Annotated in this window: 17 protein-coding genes; 10 read left to right on the forward strand and 7 right to left on the reverse strand. The window is 75.6% G+C overall.

Annotation, left to right across the window (positions count from 1 at the left end; genetic code table 11):
- Positions 1-28: 28 nt before the first annotated feature.
- Positions 29-937, reverse strand: coding sequence for a BTAD domain-containing putative transcriptional regulator (locus AB0J86_RS18360; RefSeq protein ID WP_363858483.1), 909 nt, complete (start codon positions 935-937; stop codon positions 29-31).
- A gap of 157 nt (positions 938-1,094) precedes the next feature.
- On the reverse strand, positions 1,095-2,207 hold the full coding sequence (locus AB0J86_RS18365; RefSeq protein WP_363858485.1) for an endo-1,4-beta-xylanase: 1,113 nt from the start codon (positions 2,205-2,207) through the stop codon (positions 1,095-1,097).
- Positions 2,208-2,335: 128 nt separating this feature from the next.
- Here AB0J86_RS18365 and AB0J86_RS18370 point away from each other — a divergent pair, with 128 nt between their 5' ends.
- Positions 2,336-3,844, forward strand: coding sequence for a glycosyltransferase family 39 protein (locus AB0J86_RS18370; RefSeq protein ID WP_363858488.1), 1,509 nt, complete (start codon positions 2,336-2,338; stop codon positions 3,842-3,844).
- Positions 3,845-3,889: 45 nt separating this feature from the next.
- On the opposite strand, the gene AB0J86_RS18375 is transcribed toward AB0J86_RS18370, so the two are convergent.
- From AB0J86_RS18375 to eccB, 3 genes are all read right to left on the reverse strand, one after another.
- Positions 3,890-5,104 carry a hypothetical protein gene (locus tag AB0J86_RS18375; RefSeq protein ID WP_363858490.1) on the reverse strand — a complete coding sequence of 405 codons (1,215 nt, stop codon included), beginning with the start codon at positions 5,102-5,104 and terminating at the stop codon, positions 3,890-3,892.
- The gene (locus tag AB0J86_RS18380) at positions 5,079-5,450 is read right to left on the reverse strand and encodes a hypothetical protein (protein WP_363858492.1); all 372 of its coding nucleotides are present in this window, start codon (positions 5,448-5,450) and stop codon (positions 5,079-5,081) included. The genes AB0J86_RS18375 and AB0J86_RS18380 overlap by 26 nt, the downstream gene beginning before the upstream one ends.
- 88 nt (positions 5,451-5,538) lie before the next feature.
- On the reverse strand, positions 5,539-6,996 hold the full coding sequence (gene eccB, locus AB0J86_RS18385) for a type VII secretion protein EccB (RefSeq protein WP_363858494.1): 1,458 nt from the start codon (positions 6,994-6,996) through the stop codon (positions 5,539-5,541).
- Positions 6,997-7,325: 329 nt separating this feature from the next.
- On the opposite strand from eccB, the gene AB0J86_RS18390 reads away from it, so the two are divergent.
- The 7 genes from AB0J86_RS18390 to AB0J86_RS18420 are packed head-to-tail and all read left to right on the forward strand — an operon-like array spanning position 7,326 to position 16,251.
- Positions 7,326-8,198, forward strand: a complete 873-nt coding sequence (locus AB0J86_RS18390; RefSeq protein WP_363858495.1) for a glycosyltransferase family 2 protein — start codon at positions 7,326-7,328, stop codon at positions 8,196-8,198.
- Positions 8,195-9,280 (forward strand): glycosyltransferase, encoded by a 1,086-nt coding sequence (locus tag AB0J86_RS18395; RefSeq protein WP_363858497.1) that lies wholly within the window; start codon positions 8,195-8,197, stop codon positions 9,278-9,280. Before AB0J86_RS18390 ends, AB0J86_RS18395 begins: the two co-directional genes overlap by 4 nt.
- Positions 9,281-10,651 carry a glycosyltransferase family 2 protein gene (locus AB0J86_RS18400; RefSeq protein WP_363858499.1) on the forward strand — a complete coding sequence of 457 codons (1,371 nt, stop codon included), beginning with the start codon at positions 9,281-9,283 and terminating at the stop codon, positions 10,649-10,651. It begins immediately after the preceding gene.
- A complete protein-coding gene (locus AB0J86_RS18405) occupies positions 10,648-12,645 on the forward strand; it encodes a hypothetical protein (RefSeq protein WP_363858501.1) in 1,998 nt (665 codons plus the stop codon). Before AB0J86_RS18400 ends, AB0J86_RS18405 begins: the two co-directional genes overlap by 4 nt.
- Positions 12,645-13,820, forward strand: coding sequence for a hypothetical protein (locus tag AB0J86_RS18410; protein ID WP_363858502.1), 1,176 nt, complete (start codon positions 12,645-12,647; stop codon positions 13,818-13,820). The genes AB0J86_RS18405 and AB0J86_RS18410 overlap by 1 nt, the downstream gene beginning before the upstream one ends.
- Positions 13,817-15,319: a hypothetical protein gene (locus AB0J86_RS18415; RefSeq protein ID WP_363858504.1), complete on the forward strand. Its 1,503-nt coding sequence runs from the start codon at positions 13,817-13,819 to the stop codon at positions 15,317-15,319. The genes AB0J86_RS18410 and AB0J86_RS18415 overlap by 4 nt, the downstream gene beginning before the upstream one ends.
- Complete coding sequence (locus tag AB0J86_RS18420; protein ID WP_363858506.1) at positions 15,316-16,251, forward strand: glycosyltransferase; 936 nt, start codon at positions 15,316-15,318, stop codon at positions 16,249-16,251. Before AB0J86_RS18415 ends, AB0J86_RS18420 begins: the two co-directional genes overlap by 4 nt.
- Positions 16,252-16,399: 148 nt before the next feature.
- On the opposite strand, the gene AB0J86_RS18425 is transcribed toward AB0J86_RS18420, so the two are convergent.
- Positions 16,400-17,437: a glycosyl hydrolase gene (locus AB0J86_RS18425; RefSeq protein ID WP_363858508.1), complete on the reverse strand. Its 1,038-nt coding sequence runs from the start codon at positions 17,435-17,437 to the stop codon at positions 16,400-16,402.
- A gap of 133 nt (positions 17,438-17,570) precedes the next feature.
- Positions 17,571-19,007: a type VII secretion-associated serine protease mycosin gene (gene mycP / locus AB0J86_RS18430; protein ID WP_363858510.1), complete on the reverse strand. Its 1,437-nt coding sequence runs from the start codon at positions 19,005-19,007 to the stop codon at positions 17,571-17,573.
- A 153-nt stretch (positions 19,008-19,160) separates the two neighbouring features.
- Here mycP and AB0J86_RS18435 point away from each other — a divergent pair, with 153 nt between their 5' ends.
- On the forward strand, positions 19,161-20,459 hold the full coding sequence (locus AB0J86_RS18435) for a type VII secretion protein EccE (RefSeq protein WP_363858512.1): 1,299 nt from the start codon (positions 19,161-19,163) through the stop codon (positions 20,457-20,459).
- Positions 20,453-21,136 carry a hypothetical protein gene (locus tag AB0J86_RS18440; protein ID WP_363858514.1) on the forward strand — a complete coding sequence of 228 codons (684 nt, stop codon included), beginning with the start codon at positions 20,453-20,455 and terminating at the stop codon, positions 21,134-21,136. The genes AB0J86_RS18435 and AB0J86_RS18440 overlap by 7 nt, the downstream gene beginning before the upstream one ends.
- Positions 21,137-21,170 lie beyond the last annotated feature (34 nt).

The following is a 21,170-nucleotide window of genomic DNA, read 5'->3' on the forward strand; positions in this document are numbered from 1 at the left end:
GCCCACGCCGGGTCGCGGCTGGTGACGATCACCAGGCTCGTCGCGCCGGGCAGGAGCGGCCGTACCTGGTCGGCGTCGCGGGCGTCGTCCAGCAGCAGCAGGGTCCGGCGCCCGGCGCCGGCCGGGCCGGCGGTGCCGCCGGTACGCCGTACGGCTCGGGCACCTCGCCGACCAGCACGGCCCGTTGCAGCCGTTGCAGCGCGGGGTTCGGGTCCACCCCGAGTTCGGTGCGGAGGAAGGCGCGCACCTGCCGGTACGCGTCGAGCGCGTCGGCCCGGCGGCCGGCGAGGTGCAGCGCGGCGATGAGGCGGAGCCAGAGCGACTCCCGGGCCGGGTAGCCGGTGGTGAGATCCCGTAGCTCGACGATCGTGGCGGTCGCCGGTCCGGCGGCCAGGTCGAGGTCGATCCGCCGCTCGGTGGCGGCGAACCACTCCTCGATGAGCAGCGGGACGACGTCACGGTCCAACCAGGGTGACGGTACGCCGGTGAACGGGCGACCCCGCCACAGCCGCAGCGCCGCGCGGAGCAGCGCCAACTCCGTGCCGGGCGTGGCGGCGGTGCCGGCCCGGTGCACCAGCGTCCGGAACCGGTGCAGGTCGACGCTGTCGGCCGGCACGTCGAGCTGGTACCCGCCGCCCGTCGTGGTACGGATGAGCTGCTTGCCGAGCAGCTTGCGCAGCCGGGCCACGTACGTGTGCAGGGTGGGGCGTACCCGGTCCGGGGTCTGCTCCGGCCAGAGTTGCCGGGTCAGGGCCTCCACCGGTACCGGCCGGTTGGCCGAGAGCAGCAGCGAGGAGAGGAGCACCCGCGTCTGCCGGGCCGGTACGGCCACCCCGGCGCCGGCGTCGTTGATCTCCCACGGTCCGAGGATCCGGAAGTCCCAACCCGGTTCCGCGTCGGCCGTGGATGCACCACTGTCCCCGTGTCCCTGTCGCATCGCGCCCCCCGTGGCGAAATCCTGCCTACCGAGGGCTTTTCTAGCCGGCCAACGATGTTCAGGCTCGGTACGCCGAGACTGAACAACAAGCGCCGAACAACTCCCGGCGGCCGGTCGAGGCCGCCGCCACGCGGCGCGGGGTTCAGCGGCGGCGGGTTCAGCGGCGGCGCGCGTCGGTGACGAGGGTGTCGTGCAGCGACCAGTAGGCGGGCTTGGGGCGGTACGACTCGTCGAACGGCAGCGCGGCACCCTGGCCGGGGAAGTCCCGCCCGACCCAGGAGTGCCGGTCGGTGAAGCCCCACGTCGTCACCGAACGGCACGCGGTCACCGCCAGGCAGGCGCGCAGTACGCGGGCGTAGATGCCGGCCTGCGTCTCCAACTGCTGCTGGGTCGGCGGTAGCGGCAGGCGCACATCCAGCTCGGTGATGGCGACCTCGACGCCGAGGTCGGCGAAGCGGCGCAGGTTCGCCTCGAAGCTCTCCGGCAGGCTGGCGCGCGCCACGTGGGTCTGGAAGCCGACCCCGTCGATCGGTACGCCCTGCGCCCGAAGCTCCTTGACCAGCTGGTACAGGTAGTCGCTCTTGGCGTTGACGCCCTCGACGTCGAAGTCGTTGATGAACAGCTTCGCGTCCGGGTCGGCCTCGCGGGCCCAGCGGAACGAGTCGGCGATGTAGCCCGGGCCGAGCCCACGCAGCCAGACGCTGTCGCGCAGCCCGGCGCCGTTGCCGAGCGGCTCGTTGACCACGTCCCAGCTGTCGATCCGGCCCCGCCAGTGCGCCACCGTGTTCTGCACGTGCCGCCGCAGGATCTCGCGGAGCTGGTCGGGCGGGTAGCCGCCGTCCGTCACCCAGGCCGGAATCGTGTGCCAGACCAGCGTGTGACCGTGAACCCGCTGGCCGTTGCGCTCCGCGAACTCCACGTACGCGTCGCCGGGCGCGAAGTTGAACTCCCCGGGGCGCGGCTCCACCGTGCCCCACTTCAGGGCGCTCTCGGGAGTGACGCCGTTGAACTCCCGCGCGACGACGTCCCGGTACGCGGGGTCGTCGAAGAGCGCGTCGTTGACGGCGGCGCCCAGGTAGAGCCCGCACGGCGCCGCGAGCGCGCGCAGGCTCGTCGAAGGACTGGGTGCCGGCGCGGAGGCCGTGCAGGCGGGGGCCGGAGTGGACGTCGGCGCCGACTGCGACGGGCGGGACGGTCCCGGATCACCGGGCCGGACGAAGGCCGCGACGGCGGCGACCACGACGACGGTGAGCACCAGCAGCGGAGTCACGTACCACATGTTGCGGCTTCGATCAGCCGGCATAGACACCCATTCCTCCCCGCGGCGACAACCGCCCGGCAGGACGGGCGTCCATGATGATAGCTTTCCAGCTCGGTCGGCTTGAAGGAGCGCCCGGCATGACCGCACCCTCGACCCTCGTGGCGGCCGACCCACCGGCGTCGCCCCCCACGCGACCGCCGCTGCGGCGGCGGCGCCTCGCGCTGCCGGTCGCGGCCGTCGCGCTCGCCGCCGTCGCGGTCGGCGGCACCGGCCGTGAGATGTGGAACGACGAGTACTCCACCTGGTACGCCACCACGCTCACCTGGCCCGAGTTCCGCCAACTGCTCGGCAACATCGACCTGGTGCACGCCCTCTACTACGTGGCGATGCGGCTCTGGACGGGCGCGTTCGGCGACTCGGTGCTCGCCCTGCGGCTGCCCTCGTTCCTCGGCATGGCGGTGGCGGCCGGCGCGCTCACCGCGCTCGGCCGGCGCCTCTACGGCGGGACCGTCGGGGTGAGCGCGGGGCTGATCTTCGCGGCGTTGCCGGCCGTCTCCCGGTACGGGCAGGAGGCCCGCTCGTACGCGTGGGTGACAGCCCTGGCCGTACTGGCCACGCTGGCGCTGCTGCGGGCGCTGGAGCGACCGTCGTGGCGCCGGTTCCTGCTCTACGGCGTGACCCTGCTCGCCCTGACGTACCTGCACTTCGTCGCCGCCACGGTGCTCGCGGCGCACGCCGCGCTGGTGTGGCGGGCGGCCCGGCGCGGCGGCGGGCGACCGGTGGCACGCGCCTGGCTCGCCGCGGTGCTGGGGCTGGTGCTGACCGTGGCGCCGCTGCTCTACGGCGCGTCCGGCCAGTCCGCCCAGGTCGAGTGGATCAGTCGGAGCCGCCAGGCGGTCGCCCGCTATCCGGGAGACCTCTTCGGGTCCGCGGCGATGGCGTGGGTGCTGGTCCCGATCGCGCTGCTCGGCGCCGTGGCGCTCTGGTACGCCCGGCGCGGTCCGATCGCGCCGCTGCTGCTCTGGGCGGTCCTGCCGCCGGTCTTCTGCTACCTCGCGCACCCGGTGGCGCACATCTTCCTCGCGAAGTACGCGCTCTTCACGCTCCCGGCGTGGGCGCTGCTGGCCGGCGCCGCGATCGCCGTACCGGTCCGCGCCCTGCGGCGCTGGCTGGCGCCCGCCGACCGGGTGGTGGTGCTGGGGCTGGCGCTGCTGCTGGTCGCCGCCGCCGGGGCCGCCGGGCAGGTCGAGGTGCGCCGCAGCCCGGTGGCCGGCGAGGCGGACTTCCGTGCCGCCGCGCAGGTCATCGACGACGGCTATCGGCCGGGCGACGGCATCGCCTACGCCGGCTTCGACCCGTCCCGCCCGATCCGCCTGCCCCTCGCCTACGAGCTGCGTACCCGGCCGCGCGACGTCTTCCTCGCGGTGCCGTCGAACCGGACCGGACGGTACTCCGGGGTGGAGTGCGTCGACCCGGTGCCCTGCCTGGGCGACGCACCACGGCTCTGGCTGGTCGTCGGCGGCGGGCGGCTGGACCCGGTGGACGCCTTCCCGCCCGTACGGGCCCAGCTGCTGCGCCGCGAGTTCACGGTGGCCGAGGTGGAGCGGCTGCCCCGAGTGGACGTGGCCCTGCTCGTCCGGCGCTGACGCCGGCCGCGCCGGGCCGGCCCGTGGTAGCCGCTCCTCGATGCCTCAGTGCTCGGCGGGTCGCGCCTCGCCGAGCACGCCCGGTACGACCTCCTCGTCGCCACCCCAGACCATCTCGTCCTCGGTCAACCAGGTCAGGTGCTCGCCGGGCTCGTCCTCGCCGGACTGGCCGTGTCCAGCGGCGGAGCGCCAGTCGCCGCCCCGGCCGGTGCCGGCCGCGCTGCGCGTCGAGCCGGCGGCGGCCCGGTTGCCGTCCCCACCGGACGCGCCGAGCACGTGGCTCGCGGCGGCGCCGCTCAGGCTGCTCGCGCCGACCCCGCCGCCCCCGGTGCCGGGGGTGCTTCCGGCGGCCGAGCCCAGCCCGCCCGCGCCGCCGCCGGGCGCGCCGGTCACCGGCTCGCCGCCCGCGCCGAGCAGGCTGGTGCCGGTGGCGTCGTCGGTCGAGACGCCGGCCAGGGTCGTCGGCGCCGGCCCGTAGTCGGTCGGGGCGTCCGGCCCGATCGGCCAGCCGACCTGCTCGAACGTGGTGACCTGGTGCGGGATGATCTCCTCGTCGCGCTTGCCGTCCTGCCCGTACGGCTTCGCGGTCGGCGCCTGGCGCGGACGGGTGCCCGGCGGGGTGCTGGCCGGGTCGACGGTGCCGTCGGGGTCGCCGTCGGGCAGCTCGACCGGCGGGGTGGTGAACTCGGCGGGCCAGGTGGCGTGCTCGGTCACCCGGTAGTCGGCGGCCAGTTCGGCGACGAGGCGCGCCATGCGCTGGTGCGCCTTCTCCTTTTCCTCCTCGTCCTGGTTGTGGCCGAGGGCGCCGCCGACGATGCCGCCGATCACGGTGCCGCCGGGGCCGAAGAGGGAGCCGACCGCCGCGCCCTTGCCCGCGCCGCTGATCGTCTTGTCCAGGTCGTCGGTCTCGTCGGGCGACTCGGCCTGCTTCTGCGCGTCCTTCAGCGCCGCCGACATGGTCACCAGGCCGGAGCGCATGTCGTCGAACTCGCCGGCCAGCGTCTCGGCGTAGGAGGCGACCAGCTCGACCCGGCGCTGGAACTCGCGGCCGGCCGCGCTGTCCCAGTTCGGGGCGAGCCGGCGCAGGTCCCGGCGGAGCGAGGCGGCCAGTCCGTTGGCGGTGTCCTGGATGGACTTCCAGGACGTGGCCAGGCCGTCGACCTGCTCCGGCTGGCCGGCCGTGAGCTTGGCGTACAGCTCCTCGTGGCTCAGCCGCTGGTACCGCTCGTAGTACTCATCGGGCATCGGTTCGTCCACCATCCAGCACCTCGCCCACCGGACGCATCACCCTCGCGATGTCGTCCGAGTTCGCCCTGTTGCGCGCCTCGGTCGTGCGGTAGTTGTGCATGATCGTGTCGGTCGCGGTCCGGGTGGCGCTCACGGCGCGCAGCAGCCGCCGGGCCCGCGCGAGCGAGTCCTCGTGCAGCGCCTGGTAGCCGGTCGCCGTCTCGGTGGCGTCCTGGAACTCGCCGAGCGCGGGAGGCTTGTCGTGCAGCTTGGTGCTCAGCGTCGTGAGTATCGCGTTCGCCTCGTCCAGCCGCGCCTGCAAGGTCTTGTGGAAGTCCTCCAACGAGAGGACATCCACCCTCGTGCTCTCGTCGCCCACCGCGATCCTCCCCGTTCCCCTCGAACTGCCAGGCTAGCCCACCGGCGCCAACGAAATCGACCGCCGTAAGGGTGGTTGATCGGGCGCGCTATGCGCCCGCGCTGGGCGAGGCGGCGGGCGGTCCCGCCGAGGGCTCGGACTTCGGCAGGAAGCGCAGCGCCGCGGCGGGGTCCAGGGCCGGGCCGGTGGGGATCAGCGCCAGCAGGTATGACGGTACGGGGACGGGGGTCGCGTCGGGATAGCCGAGCGACTGCTGTACGGCCGGCGCGTCCTGCCTCGGCAGCGCGTACTTGATGCCCTGGTCGGTGACGAGGTAGCGGGTCGCACCGGTGGCCGGCGTGCCCGGGGCCGGCAGCACCTGTACCAGCGCGCCGTGCCCGCCCGTCAGGAGCACCCGGTCGGCCAGCCGGACCCCGTCCAGTCCGACCTGGACCGGGGGGAGGTTGGCCGAGGCCTCGGTGAGCCGCTCGTCCGCCCGGGTGAAGAGCTCGATCGTGGTGAGCTGCCCGCCGTTCGGGCTGGCGTCCCGGTAGCTGGCGCAGACCATGGCCGGCTCGCCGCCGCCGTTGCGCAGGCGCGGGATCTCGTTCGGGAATCCGTCGGGCTCGAACCGCGGGTTCCCCTGCACCGCGCCGGCCGCGCTCGCCGAGATGTCGACCACCTGCTGTCCGCCGGCCAGCAGCAGCCGCGCCATCGTCTCGCCGATCGTCACGAGCCCCCGGTCCAGCAGCAGGTAGAACTGCTCGCCGGAGCGGTACACCTGCCCGATCTTGCCGACTTTGCCGTCCACCGCGACGCCGTCCTCGCCGGCCCGGTAGACGAAGCCGGGCTTGAGGTCGGGGCCGGCCGCGATGCTGTTGAGCAGCGCCTGGTCCACCGGTACCGGCGTCGCCGCGGTCAGTTCCAGCGCCGCGAGGGTGGCGCCGTCGGGCACCTTGAGCCGGTGGCTGTTCCAGAGCAGGTACCGCACGGCGTCGCTGCCGGTACCGGTGCTGACCAGCAGTCCGTCGCCCGCCAGGGTGGTACCGCCGGCCGGCTCGCTGCCGACCAGCACGTGCGCGGCCAGGGCGGCCGAGCCGGGGCTCCGGCGCATGGAGCAGGTGCTCCAGGGCAGGCCGTCCAGCGCGGCCGGGTCGGGCAGCGCGTCGGGCGCGTTCGGGATGCCCACCGGCTCGCCGCGCGGTACGTCCCGCAGCGACCGGCGGGACAGCGTCTGTACGGTCGGCTGTGCGGCGCCCACGATCAGCCGGGCCGAGGAGTAGTTGAGGACCGGGTGCAGGCGCCCCTGGATGTAGACGTAGCGGGCGCCGGTCTCGCGCTCGATCACGATCTGGTTGTCGGCCGGCCGGCCGCCACCGGGGCGCAGGAAGCCGTAGACGCCGACCCCGGCGAAGACGATCGTGGCGAGCATGGCGCTGCCGAAGACCGCGAGGCCGAGCCGGCGCATCGGCAGCTCGGTCGTCTCCGGCTCGCCGGAGAGCATCGCCGATCCGATGCGGCGGGTCACGAAGCGATATGCCTGTACCTGTTCGCGACGGGTCCGCACATTCCCTCCCCGGTTGACCGCCGGTACCGCGCGCCTACCACGCACCGGACGCGACAACTCTACGGGTCACCCGGACGCCGCCGGGGGCGCGGCCACGGGTACAGACAGGACGGAGGCGCTCGCCGCACGTCGGACCGCCTTACTACTATCTGGCGCATACTCGCCGCCGCCCTATCTGGACATTGTCGAACCACACCCATTCGCCGATTCGGGCGGCGGCCGGCGCGCGCCGGCGGCGACGGGCGCGAGGCGGGTCGGATGGAGACGGGGGAGCGATGGGTTCAACTGCGGTACCCGGCACAGCGGAGCGCCCGGCCGGGGCGCCCCGCGTGAGCGTGGTCGTGCCGACCCTCAACGAGGAGCGGAATCTGCCGTACTTCTTCGCCCGGCTGCCGCGCCAGCAGGTGGCCGAGGTGATCCTGGTCGACGGCGGATCGGTGGACCGTACCGTGGCCGTGGCGCGCGAGCTGTACCCGGAGCTGATCGTGGTGCACCAGACCCGCACCGGCAAGGGGAACGCGCTGGCCTGCGGCTTCGAGGTCTCCACCGGCGACATCATCGTGATGATCGACGCGGACGGCTCGACCGACCCGGCGGAGATCCCGCGTTTCGTCTCGACGCTGGTGGACGGCACCGACTACGCCAAGGGCTCGCGGTTCCGGCCGGGCGGGGGCAGCGAGGACATCACCCGCCTGCGCAAGCTCGGCAACTACGGGCTGAACGGCTTCGTGAACCTGCTCTTCGGCACCCGCTTCACCGACCTCTGTTACGGCTACAACGCCTTCTGGCGGCGTTCGCTGGCCCGGCTCGACCTGCCCGCCGTCGACCTGCCCCCGCCGCCGGAGGGCGGCAAGCTCTGGGGCGACGGCTTCGAGGTGGAGACGCTGATCAACATCAGGGCGGCGGCGCACGGGCTGCGCATCGACGAGGTCGCCAGCATGGAGTCGCGCCGGTTGCACGGGGTCAGCAACCTGAACGCCTTCAGCGACGGGATGCGGGTGCTGCGGACGATCCTGCGGGAGTACCGCCGCATCCGGGCCGAACGCGAGGCGGGTGTCTCCCTCGGCGGCGGTGTGGTCGACGCCGGGAGCGCGGTCGACGCCGCGCCGGTGCCGCCCGTACCGGCGCCGCGGCCGGCCGGTGCCGACCCGCTCCGGCCCGTGCCGGTGCCGCGGCCGGCCGCGCTGGTGGAGGAGGGGTGAGCACGGGTCCCACCGGCGCGGGGACGCCGCCGGTCAGCGTGATCATCCCCTGCTACGACGAGCGGCGCTGGCCGCAACTGGTCGCCGCGGTCGACTCGGCGCGGCGGCAGTCGCCGGCCCCGGCCGAGGTCGTGGTCTCGGTCGACCACAACGACGCGCTGCTGCGGCGGGCGCGGCGGGAGCTGACCGGGGTGACCGTGCTGGCCAACCGGTTCACCCGGGGCGCCTCCGGCAACCGGAACACGGCGGCCTTCCACACCCGTACGCCGTTGATCGCGATGCTCGACGACGACGCGTACGCCCATCCGGGCTGGCTCGCCGGGCTCGTCGCCCCGTTCGCCGATCCGGGCGTGGTCGGCACCGGCGGCCGTACGCTCCCCGCCTGGGAGGGCGCCCGTCCGGCGTGGTTCCCGGACGAGTACCTCTGGGTGGTGGGCGCGTCCTTCGCCGGCGGCCCGGCCGAGCCCGGCCCGGTCCGCAACGTCTGGGCGCTGAGCATGGCCGTGCGCCGGGACGTCTTCTCCGCCGTCGGCGGGTTCCGGGAGAGCTTCGGCAAGGTCGCCGACCGGAACCGGCCGGAGGACACCGAGCTGTGCCTGCGGATGACCGCGGCCAGCGGGGGCGGGCGGTGGTGGTTCGTGCCGGACGCCGTCGTCGACCACGCGGTCAGCGAGGCCCGGGCGCGCTTCGGCTACTTCGTCGCCCGCTGCTGGTCCGAGGGGCGGGGCAAGGTCGCGATGGCCCGGCTGGACAGTCATCGGGAGAGCCTCGGCTCGGAACGCGACTACCTGCGGCGTACGCTGCCCCGGGCCGTCGTACGCGGGCTCGGCGACGCCCTGCGCGGACGCGGCGCCGCCCACGCGGCCCGGGCCGCGACGGTGCTCACCGGGATCGCGGTGGCGGGGCTGGGCGGTATGGTCGAACTCGCCCGGCCGGCGGGGCGGCCGACCGTCGCGGCGCCGCGACCAGGGACCGCCGGGCCGGAGCCGGACCCGGGAACGGCCGCCGGGGCGAGCGCGACCGGGACCGGCGCGACCGCCGACGAGCGGGACGCGCCTGAGCTGACATCGGGGAGATCGTAGGTGACCAGCACCGCCGAGGCGGCCACCACGGCCGGCGCGCGCGCGGCCGTCCGCGACGTCGAGGTCTCGGAGCCGCTGCCGGAGCTGCCCGGGCGCGACCCGGACGGGCGCCGGCTGGACCGGGCCTGGCTGCTGGTGCGGGTCTTCACCGAGCCCGTCGGCGCCCTCATGCTCCGGGTGCCCGAGGCGGGGCTCGCCGCCGGCGAGGTCGCCGCGGCGCTCACCGCCGCGTGCGGTGAGGAGATCGAGACCCGGGTACGCGCCGCCGGGGGAGAGCCGGGCGGCGGGCTCCCGCCCGACGGGGTACGCGTCCCGAACACCCCGCCGTACCTGGCCCGTCGGGCGGAGGTGCTGCGGGCCGCGCCACCGGTCACCGTGGTCATCTGCACCCGGGACCGGCCCGCGGAGCTGTCCCGCTGCCTGGAGAGCGTGCTCGCCCAGGGCTACCCCAACCTGCGGGTCCTGGTGGTGGACAACGCGCCGACCGGCGACGGTACCGCCCGGGTGGCCCGCGAGGCGGCCCGCCGCGCACCGGTGGAGTACCTGGTCGCCCCGGTGCCCGGGCTCTCCCGGGCGCGCAACGTCGCGGTCGCGGCGGCCCGCGGCGAGACCCTGGCCTGGCTCGACGACGACGAGGTGGCCGACCCGTACTGGCTCAGCGAGATCGCCCGCGCGTTGGTCGAACGGCCCGAGGCCGACGTGATCTCCGGCGTGATCGTGCCGGCCGAGCTGGCCACCGCGCCCCAGCTCTGGTTCGAGCAGTTCGGCGGGCACAGCAAGGGCCGCGGCTTCACCCCGGCGGTCTTCTCCCCGGCCACCGCGCACCGGCAGAGCCCGCTGTATCCGCTGCCGCCGTTCGCGACCGGGGCGAACATGGTCTTCCGGCCGGGCGTGATCGAGTCCATCGGCGGCTTCGACCCGGCGCTCGGCGCGGGCACGCCGGCGATGGGCGGCGAGGACACCCGCGCCTTCACCCAGGTCCTGCTGGCCGGCGGCACCATCGCGTACCGGCCGACCGTGCTCGCCCGGCACACGCACCGGCGGGACCTGGACGGGCTGCGCCGGCAACTGCGCGGGTACGGCGTCGGGCTCACCGCCTTCTACACCAGCCTCCTGCTCGACCGCCCCGGGCTGTTGCTGCCGCTGCTGCGCCTGGCGCCGGGGGCACTGCGCGACCTGACCAGGCCGGACAGCCCGCGGGTCGCCACGATCGAGGAGGACTTCCCGGCGGAGCTGCTCCGGGACAACCGCCGGGCGATGGCGTACGGGCCGCTGGCGTACCTGCGCGGCCGGCGGCACGACCGGCGACTGCGCCGCGCCGGGACCGGTCGCGTCTCCGCGCGCTCGCGCCGGGACGGGGAGGTCTCATGACCGCCCCCTCCGACACCGCGCCGCCGGAGCCGGTCGAGTCGTCCGCGCCGGTCGACTCCGGGCCGGCCGACGGGGTTGAGTCCACCCCGGTCGAGGGGGTCGAGTCCGCGCCGGCCGAGCCGCCGACGGTACCGGCACCGCCGGTGGGGCGGGCGCCGGCCGTACTGCTGCTCTCCAGCCTCGGGGTGGTGCTGGTCGCGCTCGCCTACCAGCGCGGCCGGACCGGCGGCCCCGACGCGGAGCCGCTCTACTGGGCCGGCCAGGCGCTGGTCTTCGTACCGGTGGTGGCCCGGATGCTCGCCCGCCGGCTGGCCGGCTCCGGCGAGGCGTTCCTGCTGGTGGTCGGCCTCGCCGTGAACCAGTACCTGCTCAAGTGGATGTACAGCCCCGACCAGCTGCGCTTCCCCGACGAGCTGCAACACTTCGCCGCCACCACCACCGTGTTGAGCACGGGACGGCTCTTCGAGCCGAACCCGGCCCTGCCGGTCGGCACCGGCTTCCCGGGGCTGGCCGAGATGGCCGCCGGGGTCGCGGCGCTCACCGGGCTCTCGGTCACCGCGTCCGGCCTGCTGGTCGCCGGGGTGGCCCGGCTGGTCTTCGTCGGGCTGCTCTACACGCTGCTGCGGCGCGCGGGCGCCGCGCCGCGCGTGGCGGGCCTGGCCTGCCTGGTCTACACCACCGGGCAGCACTACCTCTTCTTCAACGCGATGTTCCTCTACCAGACGGGCGCGCTCGCCTTCCTGCTGCTCGCCGTCTGGGCGGTGACCGCGCGGCACCGGGGCCACCGGGGCGCCGGTACGGCCGTCGCCGCGCTCGTCGCGATCCTGGTGGTGACGGTCACCCACCATGTCACCGCGATCATGATGGTCGGCACGCTGCTCGTCCTCGCCGTGCTGGACCTCGTCGTACCGCCGCGCGCCGGGGCCCTGCCGAAAGGGGCGGCGCGACCCCGGCGCGGGGACACCGCCGTCTTCGCCGGGCTGGCCCTGGCCGCCGTCGCGCTCTGGATCGCCTTCCCGGCGCGGCTGGTGCTGGCGTACTTCGAGGCGCCGGCCGAGCGGATCTGGGACTCGATGGTCCGCCTCTTCACCGGCGCGACCGATCCGGCGCCCGCGGGACCGGCGGCGCCCCGCTGGCAGCTCGTGGTGCAGGCCGCCGTCCTGCTGGTCCTGCTCGTGCTGCTGCTGCGCTCGGCGCGGGCCGCCCGGCGGATCCGGCCCCGCGACCCGTGGCGGTACGCGGTGCTCGCCGGCGGGCTGACCTTCTTCGCCGGGTACGGGCTGTGGCTCGCCGGACCGCAGGGGCCGGAGCTGGCCGGGCGCGTCTCGACCTTCACCTACCTGCCGATGTCCATGGTGGCCGCCGCCGAGCTGCTCCGGCCCGGCCGGGCCCGGGCCGCGGCCGACGCCTCCCGGCGCGGCTGGCGCTGGCTCACCCGGCACCGGCACGCCCGGTCCTGGCGACCCGGGCCGGGAGTCCGGCTGGTGGCCGGCACGGTGGTCCTCACCCTCTTCATGGTGGGCGCCCGGGCCGGTGGCTGGCCGCCCTGGTGGGAACGGCTGCCGGGGCCCCAGCGGCCGGGCGCCTTCGAGCGCTCGGTCGACGCGCACAACGTGACGGCGGCCCGCTGGACCGGAGCCTGGCTCGGCCGCGGCCACCGGATCGCGGCCGACGCCACCGGCTGGATCCTGCTCGCCAGCTACAGCTACCAGTCGCCCATCGGCGGGCAGGCCGCGCCGGTGTACTACAGCCCGCGGTTCGGGCTGCGCGAGGCGCAACTGCTGGACCAGCTCTCGGTCGAGTACGTCTGGGTCGACCTGCGGATGTCGGAGTACACCCCGCCCTCCGGGGCGTACTTCACGGCCGACCCGGAAAGCGGCCGGCACAACGCGCCGGTGCCCCGGGAGAACCTGACCAAGTTCGGCGAGCTGCCGGGCGTGAACCTGGTCTACGACAGCGGGGACATCCGCATCTACGACGTACGGGACCTGTGATGAGCCGCCGCGACCACCCGAGCACCGGTACCGTCCTCACCGGTCTCGCGCTCGTCTCCGCCGCCGCCGTGTTCGTCGCGCCGGCGCCCGCCGCGCTGGTGGGTGGTCTACTGCTGGCGCTGGTGCTGCCGGGAGCGGCGCTGACCCGGATGCTCTTTCCGGGCCGGGTCGTCTCCGTCGCCGAGTGGACGGTGCTGGCGCCGGCGTTCAGCCTGGCCACCCTCGTGCTGGGCGGGCTCGGCCTCTACGCCGCCGACGTGCGGCTGACCCGCGAGGCGTGGTGCCTGCTGACCGCGGTCGTGACCGTGGTGGCGGCGGTGACCGCCCAGCTCGCGCCCCGGGTCGTACCGCCCCTGCGCCGCGCCGCCGGGGCCACGGCCGCGCGGCTGCGGGGCCCGCTCGGGGCGTCGGCCCGCTGGCTGGGGCGCCCCGCCGCGCGGCTGGCCGGGGCGGTCGGCGCCGGTTGGCACGCCGTGACGGCCCCGCTGGCGGCTCGGTCGCGCCGTGCCAGGCGGGTCGAACAGGAGGCACCGGCCGGTCCGCCGGAGGCCGTCGAGCAGCGGGAACCGGCCGTACCGCCGGAGATCGCCGAAAAACTGGAAATCAGCGCGCCGTCGGCGCCGGCCGTGCTCGCGGAACCGGCGGTGGTGGTGGAGCCGGTGGAGGGCGTCGAGCGACCGGACGCCGTCGCCGCGCCGGCGGTCGTCGACGAGCGGGTGCCGGACGCGGCCGGCCCGACCCGCCGGCCGTACGGGGTGCCCGCCCGCCGACCGGAGCGGGTGAGCTTCCGCCGGGCGGTGCTCCGGCTGGTGCCGCTGGCGCTGGCCGCCGTGCTGCTCGCGGGCACCGGCTGGTACGCCCTCGACGGTGCGCGGCACCAGCCCACCGAGCCGTTCACCGCGCTGGAGATGGTGCCCGCGTTCGCCACCGAGACGCCCGGGCCGACCCGTACCGTCTCGCTCGGACTGCGCTGCGAGGAGCGCGCCGAGACCGACTACGTGCTGGTGGTGCGCGGCGAGGGCGGCTTCTCGACCACCCTGCGCACCCGGCTGCGGCCGGCGACCAACTGGGCCCGGCGGGTCCAGGTACCGAGCACCGGGCGGGTGACCGTCGAGCTGTACCGCGCCGGGGACACCACCCCCTACCGGACGGTGTTCCTGGACAACTCCCAATGACCCTGTACCGCAGCGCCAACGCGGCCGGCGAGCCCGGCGGGCCCGGAGCGCCCGGCGAGCCCGGCGGGCCGGGCGGGGGTGCCCGACGCGCGCTGGTCCGGCTGGTCCGCGCGGTACGCCGGCACGTCGACCTGCTGACCAACTCGGGTTCGATGATGGCGGCGATCCTGGTCAACTCGCTGCTCGGGTTCGCGTACTGGTGGCTGGCCGCCAAGGCGTTCCCGCCCGAGGCGGTCGGCTCCGCCTCGGCGGCCGTCTCGGCGATGACCGTGATCGGCACGCTCGGCATGTTCGGCATGGGTACCCTGCTCATCGCCGAGCTGCCGCGCATTCCCGCCGCCCGGCGGTGGAACCTGATCGCCACCTGCCTGCTGATCGCCGGTGGCGCCGCCACGCTCGGCGGGCTCGGCTACGTGGCGCTGGCCCACCTGGCCGTACCGGCGCTGCGGGGCGCGCTCGGTTCCCCCCTCTGGGCCGCGCTGCTGGTCGCCGGGATCGCGCTCACCGCGATCGCGCTGGTGCTCGACGAGGGGCTGATCGGGCTGCTGGCCGGCCGCACGCAGCTGCTGCGCAACATCTACTTCGCGGCCGGGAAGCTGATCCTGCTCGGCGGGTTGGCGCTGCTGGCGATCGAGGTCACCGGCGGGGAGGTCCTCGCCACCTGGGTCGCCGGCCTCCTGCTCTCCATCGTGCTGCTGGTGGTGTCGCTGCGCCGGCAGGGCCGGCTGGGGTCGGTCCGCCCCGACCCGTCGATGCTGCGCGGGCTCGGGCGCCGCGCGTTCGGCCACAACCTGCTGAACATCGCGATGTTCCTGCCGCGTACCGCGCTGCCGCTGGTGGTGACCGTCGTGCTCTCCACCCGCGACACCGCCGGCTTCTACACCGCGTGGATGATCTTCGCGTTTCTCGCGATGGTCCCCAGCACGCTCGCCACCACGCTCTTCGCGGTGGCGGCCGGCGAGTCCGCGGCGCTGCGGTCGAAGGTACGGATGGCGCTCTTCGTCTCGCTCGCGGCCGGCGTACCCGCCTCGCTGCTCCTGGCGCTCCTGGCCCGGCCGGTGATGGTGCTCTTCGGCCGGGAGTACGCGGCGACGGCCGCCGGTGCGCTCGCGGTGCTCGCGCTGACCTACCTGCCGACGGTGTTCCGGCAGCTCTTCATCGCCATCGCCCGGGTGCGCCGGTTCGTCCGGGTGGCGACCGCCGTGGCGGTGCTCGCCGGCGCCGCCGAACTCGCGGCGGCCTGGTACGGCGGCGCGCACGGCGACCTGACCACCCTCACCGTCGGCTTCGCCGTGGTGGTCGCGGTCGAGGGGCTGGTGATGGCGCCCGTGGTGCTCCGGGTGGCCCTGGCCCGGCCGGCGCCGCGCACCGTCCCGTCGCCGCGGACGCCCCCGCCCGTGCCGCGGGCCGAGCCCGTGCCGGACCTCGACCGGACGCAGGAGCTGGACCTCGATCTGACCCAGGAGATCCCGCTGACCCGGCCCGGAGGCGCCTGGTGACCCCACCCACCCTCTCCATCGTGATCAGCACGTACGACCGGCGCGACGGGCTTCCCGCCGTCGTGGCCGCCGCGCTGGCCGACCCGTACGCCACGGAGGTGGTGGTCGTGGTCGACGGCTGCGCGGACGGCTCGTACGAGCTGCTGGAGAAGCTGGCGGTCGAGGAGCCGCGGCTGCGTCCGGTGTGGCGGGCCAACGGCGGTGCCGCCGCCGCCCGGGCGACCGGGGTGGAGCGGGCCGGCGGCGAGATCGTGCTGCTGCTCGACGACGACGTCCTGGCCGGGCCGGGACTGGCCGAGGGGCACGCGCGGGCGCACGCCGGCCGCGCCGGACTGGTGGTGGTCGGCGCGCTGCTCACCGAGGCGCCACCGGTACGGGCACCCGGCGACGTGACGACGCTGCTCTACGCCGAGGACTACGAGCGGGCGGCGGCCCGGTACGAGCGGGACCCGTCGACCGTGCTGCCGTACCTCTGGGCCGGCAACCTCTCGCTGCGCCGGGCGGACGCCCTGCGGGTCGGGCTCGCCTCCGGGCGGCGCCTGAACCGCCACAACGACCAGGAGTTCGGCCTCCGCTGCGCCCGGGCCGGCCTCACCGGAGTCTTCGACCGCTCGCTGGCCGCGCGCCACCTGCACGCCCGGGACCTGGGCAACTTCGCCCGCCAGGCGTGGCAGGCCGGTACCGCCCGCCGGGCGCTGGGCCGGTCGTACCCGGACCTGCTGGCCGACACCGACCCGCGCCGCGACGTGCCGGCCCCGCTCCGGCCGGCGATCGGGCTGGCCGCCGCCCCCGGCCTGCACCGCCTCGCCCGGCCGGTGCTCGGCGGCGGCCTGCGGCTCGCCGGCCGCGCGCGGTGGTGGTGGGCGGAGACGGCCTTCGCCCGGGTGCTGCGCCAGGTGGAGCTGCTGCGCGGCTACCGCGACGCCGCCTGACCGGAACGCGCCCGGCCAGCCGCCGACGCGGCTGCCGGGCCGCTGGTGCGGCTCCTTGCCCGCCGCTGGGTTGTTGTTCGGCTCCTTCACCCGCCGCTGGGCTGCTGTTCGGCTCCTTCACCCGCCGCTGGGCTGTTGTTCGGCTCCTTCACCCGCCGAAGTGCGGATCCGACGCGAGGCGTTGGTAGGCGGCGAGCATGGCCGGGTCGCGGTCCACCCGGTAGTTGATGTACTGCTTCTCGCCCCGGTTGTGGGTGTCCGTGTCGAACCAGACCATCGCCGCGACCCCGCGATGGTCGTCGATCCACTGTCGCAGCAGGTCGATCCAGTCGGCGGATAGGTCGCCGCCCTTGTTGCGGACCCCGGTCTCGGCCAGCATGATCGGCTTTCGGTGGGCGAACTGCTGGTAGACGGCGCCGTAGAGCGCGTCCGGCGTGTACCGGACCGCGTCGGTGTAGCCCGACACGCCGACCCAGTCCACGTACTCGTCCCCCGGGTAGTAGTTGGCCATGGCGTTCCAGGAGTCGCCGGGGATCGAGGCGTAGTTGGGGCCCCAGACCCAGCCGACGTTGGTGGCACCCTGTTTCACGAAGATGTCGTGGATGTGCCGCCAGGCCTGGACAAAGCCCTGCGGGTTGCGCCCGTTCTGGGCACCGCCCCAGATGGACCAGTCGCCGTTCATCTCCCAGGCCCAGCGCAGGAAGATCGGCTTCTGGTACTTCGCCAGGTTCTTGGCGCTCGCCGTGATCAGCTTGTCCTGGGAGCCGTTGAGGATCCGGTCGTAGCGGGTGCCGTCCCAGGAGAGCATCACGACCGACCCCTTGGGCACGCCCGGATAGGCGGCGGGGAGCACGTCGTCCCACTTGTAGAACCAGTGCAGGATGCGCGGGTCGCGCCCGAGCTGCTTGCGGCGCAGCGCCACGCTCTGCGCCTGGGAGAGGCCGTGCAGGTCCAGGTAGGCGCCGAGCATGACCTTGTCCTGGGTGGGCCGGGGCGCCCGTGGGTTCATCGAGTACGACGGCATCGGCTCGGGCCCCGGCGTCGCCGTCGGAGTGGGCGCGGTCGTCGGTGCCGACTCGGGGCGGTCCGTGGAACAGGCGCCGGGCAGCAGCGCCAGCAGCGCGAGCCCCGTCACGGCGAGCAGCCGGCCGGGCCCCACGGTCCAGTCTCGCCTCGGCTGCGCCATCTCCCCGTACCCTCCCGATCGCCGACCGTCCCGAGCGCCAGACGCCCCGGGGCGGCACCGATTATCGCGTACGGCCGCGACCGTGCCCGACCGCTGCTCGCCTGCCGGCGGACCCGGCCCGCCCCGACCCGGCTCAGCGGCGGGGCGGCGGCGCGGCGCTGCTGGCCCCGGGCATCGTGACCTGGCGCGCGGCGGCGGCCGAGGGCCCGCCGGAGCCGGCCCGCGGCGCGCCCGCGCCGCGCTGGAGGCTCGGCGCGGTCACGCTCATCGCCCGGCCCACCACCGGCGTGAAGCTGTCCCGGCGGGGCGACGCCGGCTCGGCCGGGAGCGGGGTGCTCTCGCGCCCGGCCCGCCAGCCCCGGCGCCGGCCGCGCCGCAGCACCGGCACCCCCAGCAGCACCAGCGCCGCGAGGGCGACCCCGGCGATGCCGATCCAGGTGGCGGCGACGCGGACGGCGTGCAGCGGGTCCCGCTGCGCGCGGGGCGCCGGCATGGCGGCCGGTGGCCGGGGCGGCTCGGCGTTGCCGGCGACCGAGGTGACCGCCCAGTACGGGTTCACCACCCCGTACCCGACGTCCGGGTCCCAGCCGCCGGCCGAGTGGTCCGCCGTGCGCAGCACCCGGCGCACCACCGACGGCGCGTCCAGGTCGGTGCGGTACGCCCGGACCAGCGCCACCACCCCGGAGACGTACGCCGCCGCGAAGCTGGTACCGCCCTCGGCCTTGACCACGTACCCGCCGCCGTTCGGCGCCGGCCCCTCGATGTTCTTGCCCGGGGCGGCGATGTCCACGTAGTTGCCGGCGGTCGAGGTGGTGACGTGCGCACCCTGCTCGTCGACGCCGGCCACCGCGATCACGCCCGGGTACGCCGCCGGGTACGCCGGCTGGTTGGCCTGCTGCCCGCCGCCCTCGTTGCCGGCGGCGGCGACCAGCACCACGTCGTGGTCCTGGGCGTACTGCACGGCCGCGTCGAGCGCCGCCGTGCGCGGCGTGACCAGGGAGAGGTTCACCACCTTGGCGCCGTGGTCCACGGCCCACCGGATCGCCGTGGCGATTCGGTTCGGATCATCCTGGTTGAACGACTTCTGCTCGTCGCGCAGCACCCGCACCGGCAGGATCGCGGCGTTGGGGGCGATGCCGTGGAAGCCCGAATTCGGGGTCACCCGGCCGGCGATGATGCCCGCGATCATCGTCCCGTGCCCGGACTCGTCGCAGGTGCCGTGCGTGGAGGGCTGGATGAAGTCGTATCCCTCGTGGACCTGCCCGGCCAGCGCCGGGTGGTCGGGTGACACCCCGGAGTCGATCACCGCGACCGTCACGCCGGCGCCCCTGGTCAGCGGCCAGACCAGGTCGGGGCGGAGCTGCCGGAGCGGCCACGGGGTGTCCGGCAGCGGGTTCGCGAAGCTCGGACCGCAACCGGCCGCCGCGGCGGGAACGCCCGTCGGGACGGTCAGCACCGCGGCGACGAGCGCGACGACGAGCGCGCGCAGCGACCAGCCCCGGGCCGTCGAGTGGGGAGGGACCGTCGACCGGGCGGGCACGGTCGACTGGGGAGAGAACGGCGGCCGCACGACCAGAGGGTAACCGCTGACCGGTTCGTGGTCACCATCCCGAGGCGGGGACGGACTAGGCTGACGCCCGTCGGCGTAGCGGTGCGACCGGTACTCGCCGGCGCTCCAGACGGGTCCGCCGGTGTTCGGATGGGTGAGGTGACGTCGAAGCTCATGACAGCGACCGAAACGGTGTCTCCGCCGCCGCTCGCGCTGACGCCGACCGGCGACCGGCCCGGACGGTTCGGGCGGGTCCAACTCGTCGCGGTCGAACTCACGGTGATCGTGGTCGCCGCCGCGGTCTTCACCGGACGGCCCGTCGTCATCGCCGTGAGCGCGGTGGCGGCGCTCCTCCTGCTCGCCGTGACCTTCGGCCGCACCCGGCGCCGCTGGCTGTACGAGGCGGTGGCCGCCCGCCGCCGGCTGCGTCGCCGCCGCCGGGCCGCCGCGCAGGCACTGCGCCGCGCCGAGGCGGCCGCCACGGTGCCCGACACCCGGCCCGGCGCCGTCGCGGGGCCCGGTCCCGAACTGGCCGCGCTCATGCCGGGCCTGGCGATCCGCGCCGTCACCGACCGGGACACCGCGATCGGCGTCGGCCAGGACGAGCTGGGCTGGTTCGCGGCCGTCGCCATCGCACCCTGGGCGGGGCTGAGCGGCGAGCGCGCGGCGACGCCGCGGCTGGACCGGCTCGCCCGGCTGCTCGTCGAGGAGTCGGTCCCGGTGTCGGTGCTGCAACTGGCCACCCACCGGGTCGCGGCGCCCTCGGCCGGGCTGGACGCGCGGAGCGAGGCCGCGGCCTCGTACCGCGAACTGGTCGGGGACGCCGGCGGCGACGCCGCGGCGGAGGTCTGGCTCGCGGTACGGCTGACCCCGGCGGACGCGGCGTACGCCGCCGCGCACCGCGGTGGTGGACTGGCCGGGGTGGACCGGGCACTGGCCGCCACCCTCGCCCGGGTCGGTGCGGTGCTCACCTCGGCCGGCGTGCCGCACCGGGTGCTCGACGCGCCCGGGCTGCGGCAGGCGCTGGCCACCGCGTCCGGGCTGCAACGGCTGGCCGGCTCGGGGACCGCGCTGACGCAGCCGGTCGCGGGCACGCTGCCGGGGGCGGCCGCCGTCGCCGAGCAGTGGGCGTACTGGCAGGCCGCCGGTCAGTTGCACGCCTGCTTCGCGATCCAGGACTGGCCGGCCCAGCCCGGCCCGGCGCTGCTCGCCGAACTCGCCGCGATCCCGGCGGCCACGGCCGTCGACACCGCGCTCGTCCTGCGCCGTCCCGAGCGCTCCACGGGCGGGCTCGCCGTACGGGGGCTGCTGCGGGTGGTGGCCGCCCCGGACCTGCTCGTCCCCGCCATCGGGCAGCTGCTGGAGACCGCCGGCCGGCTCGGCGTACGGCTGACCCGGCTCGACGGCGAGCACGGCGCGGGCGTCTACGCCACCGCCCCGACCGCCGCCACCCTCGGGAGCGCGTCGTGGTGAGGGCGGCCAAGAGCGCCGCGGCCGAGCACGTCTTCGCCCCGGTGGCGCTGGAACGGTTCGCGGTACCGGTGGGTCCGGCCGGGCTCGTCCTCGGGCGGGACAGCGGCGGGGCGACCGTACGGCTGCGCCTGTTCCGGCCCGAGCCCACCCGCGTGACCTTCGTCGGCGGCTTCTGGGCGGCGCGGATCATCGCGCTGCGCTGCCTGGCGCTCGGCGCCCGGATCGTGGTGCGGGCCGGCGATCCGCAGCGCTGGACGGCGCTGGACGGCGCGGCCGGCGGGGTGGGGGACCGGGTCTGGCCGGCGCCGGACGAGCAGGGCGTGCTGCCCGGCGCCGACGACACCCGTCCGCTGCTGCACCTGTACGACCTCGGGCCGGGCGACGGCGGCGCCCGCGCGCCGCTCGGGCCGTGGCAGACGCAGCTCACCGTGCTCGACCGGATCGGAGCCGCCGGCGCGCCGCCGCTGGCCGAGTCCGACCTGGTGCTGCTGCAGCGGCTCGGCGAGCCGGAGGCGGCGCTCGCCGCGGCGGGACTGAACCTGAGCCCGGAGACGACGCCGCTGCTCCAGGCGATGCACGACGACATGATCGCCGTGCTGGGCGGCGGCGCGGACCGGTACGCCTGGCTCGCGGCGACCTCGGTCGAGCGCCGGCTCTTCGGCGAGCCGACCCGGTGAGCCGCCGACGCGGGTCGCGCCGGAGCGGGTTGCG

Source organism: Micromonospora sp. NPDC049559 (genome assembly GCF_040676675.1).
In the GTDB taxonomy this organism is placed as follows: Bacteria; Actinomycetota; Actinomycetes; order Mycobacteriales; family Micromonosporaceae; genus JBFAPK01.

What these genes read in the sequence shown, in the direction of transcription:
- AB0J86_RS18370 (WP_363858488.1), top strand. Translation starts at nt 2,336, where the DNA reads ATGACCGCACCCTCGACCCTCGTGGCGGCCGACCCACCGGCGTCGCCC.
- AB0J86_RS18375 (WP_363858490.1), bottom strand. Translation starts at nt 5,104, where the DNA reads ATGGTGGACGAACCGATGCCCGATGAGTACTACGAGCGGTACCAGCGG.
- AB0J86_RS18415 (WP_363858504.1), top strand. Translation starts at nt 13,817, where the DNA reads ATGACCCTGTACCGCAGCGCCAACGCGGCCGGCGAGCCCGGCGGGCCC.
- AB0J86_RS18435 (WP_363858512.1), top strand. Translation starts at nt 19,161, where the DNA reads ATGACAGCGACCGAAACGGTGTCTCCGCCGCCGCTCGCGCTGACGCCG.
- AB0J86_RS18410 (WP_363858502.1), top strand. Translation starts at nt 12,645, where the DNA reads ATGAGCCGCCGCGACCACCCGAGCACCGGTACCGTCCTCACCGGTCTC.
- AB0J86_RS18425 (WP_363858508.1), bottom strand. Translation starts at nt 17,437, where the DNA reads ATGGCGCAGCCGAGGCGAGACTGGACCGTGGGGCCCGGCCGGCTGCTC.
- AB0J86_RS18405 (WP_363858501.1), top strand. Translation starts at nt 10,648, where the DNA reads ATGACCGCCCCCTCCGACACCGCGCCGCCGGAGCCGGTCGAGTCGTCC.
- AB0J86_RS18360 (WP_363858483.1), bottom strand. Translation starts at nt 937, where the DNA reads ATGCGACAGGGACACGGGGACAGTGGTGCATCCACGGCCGACGCGGAA.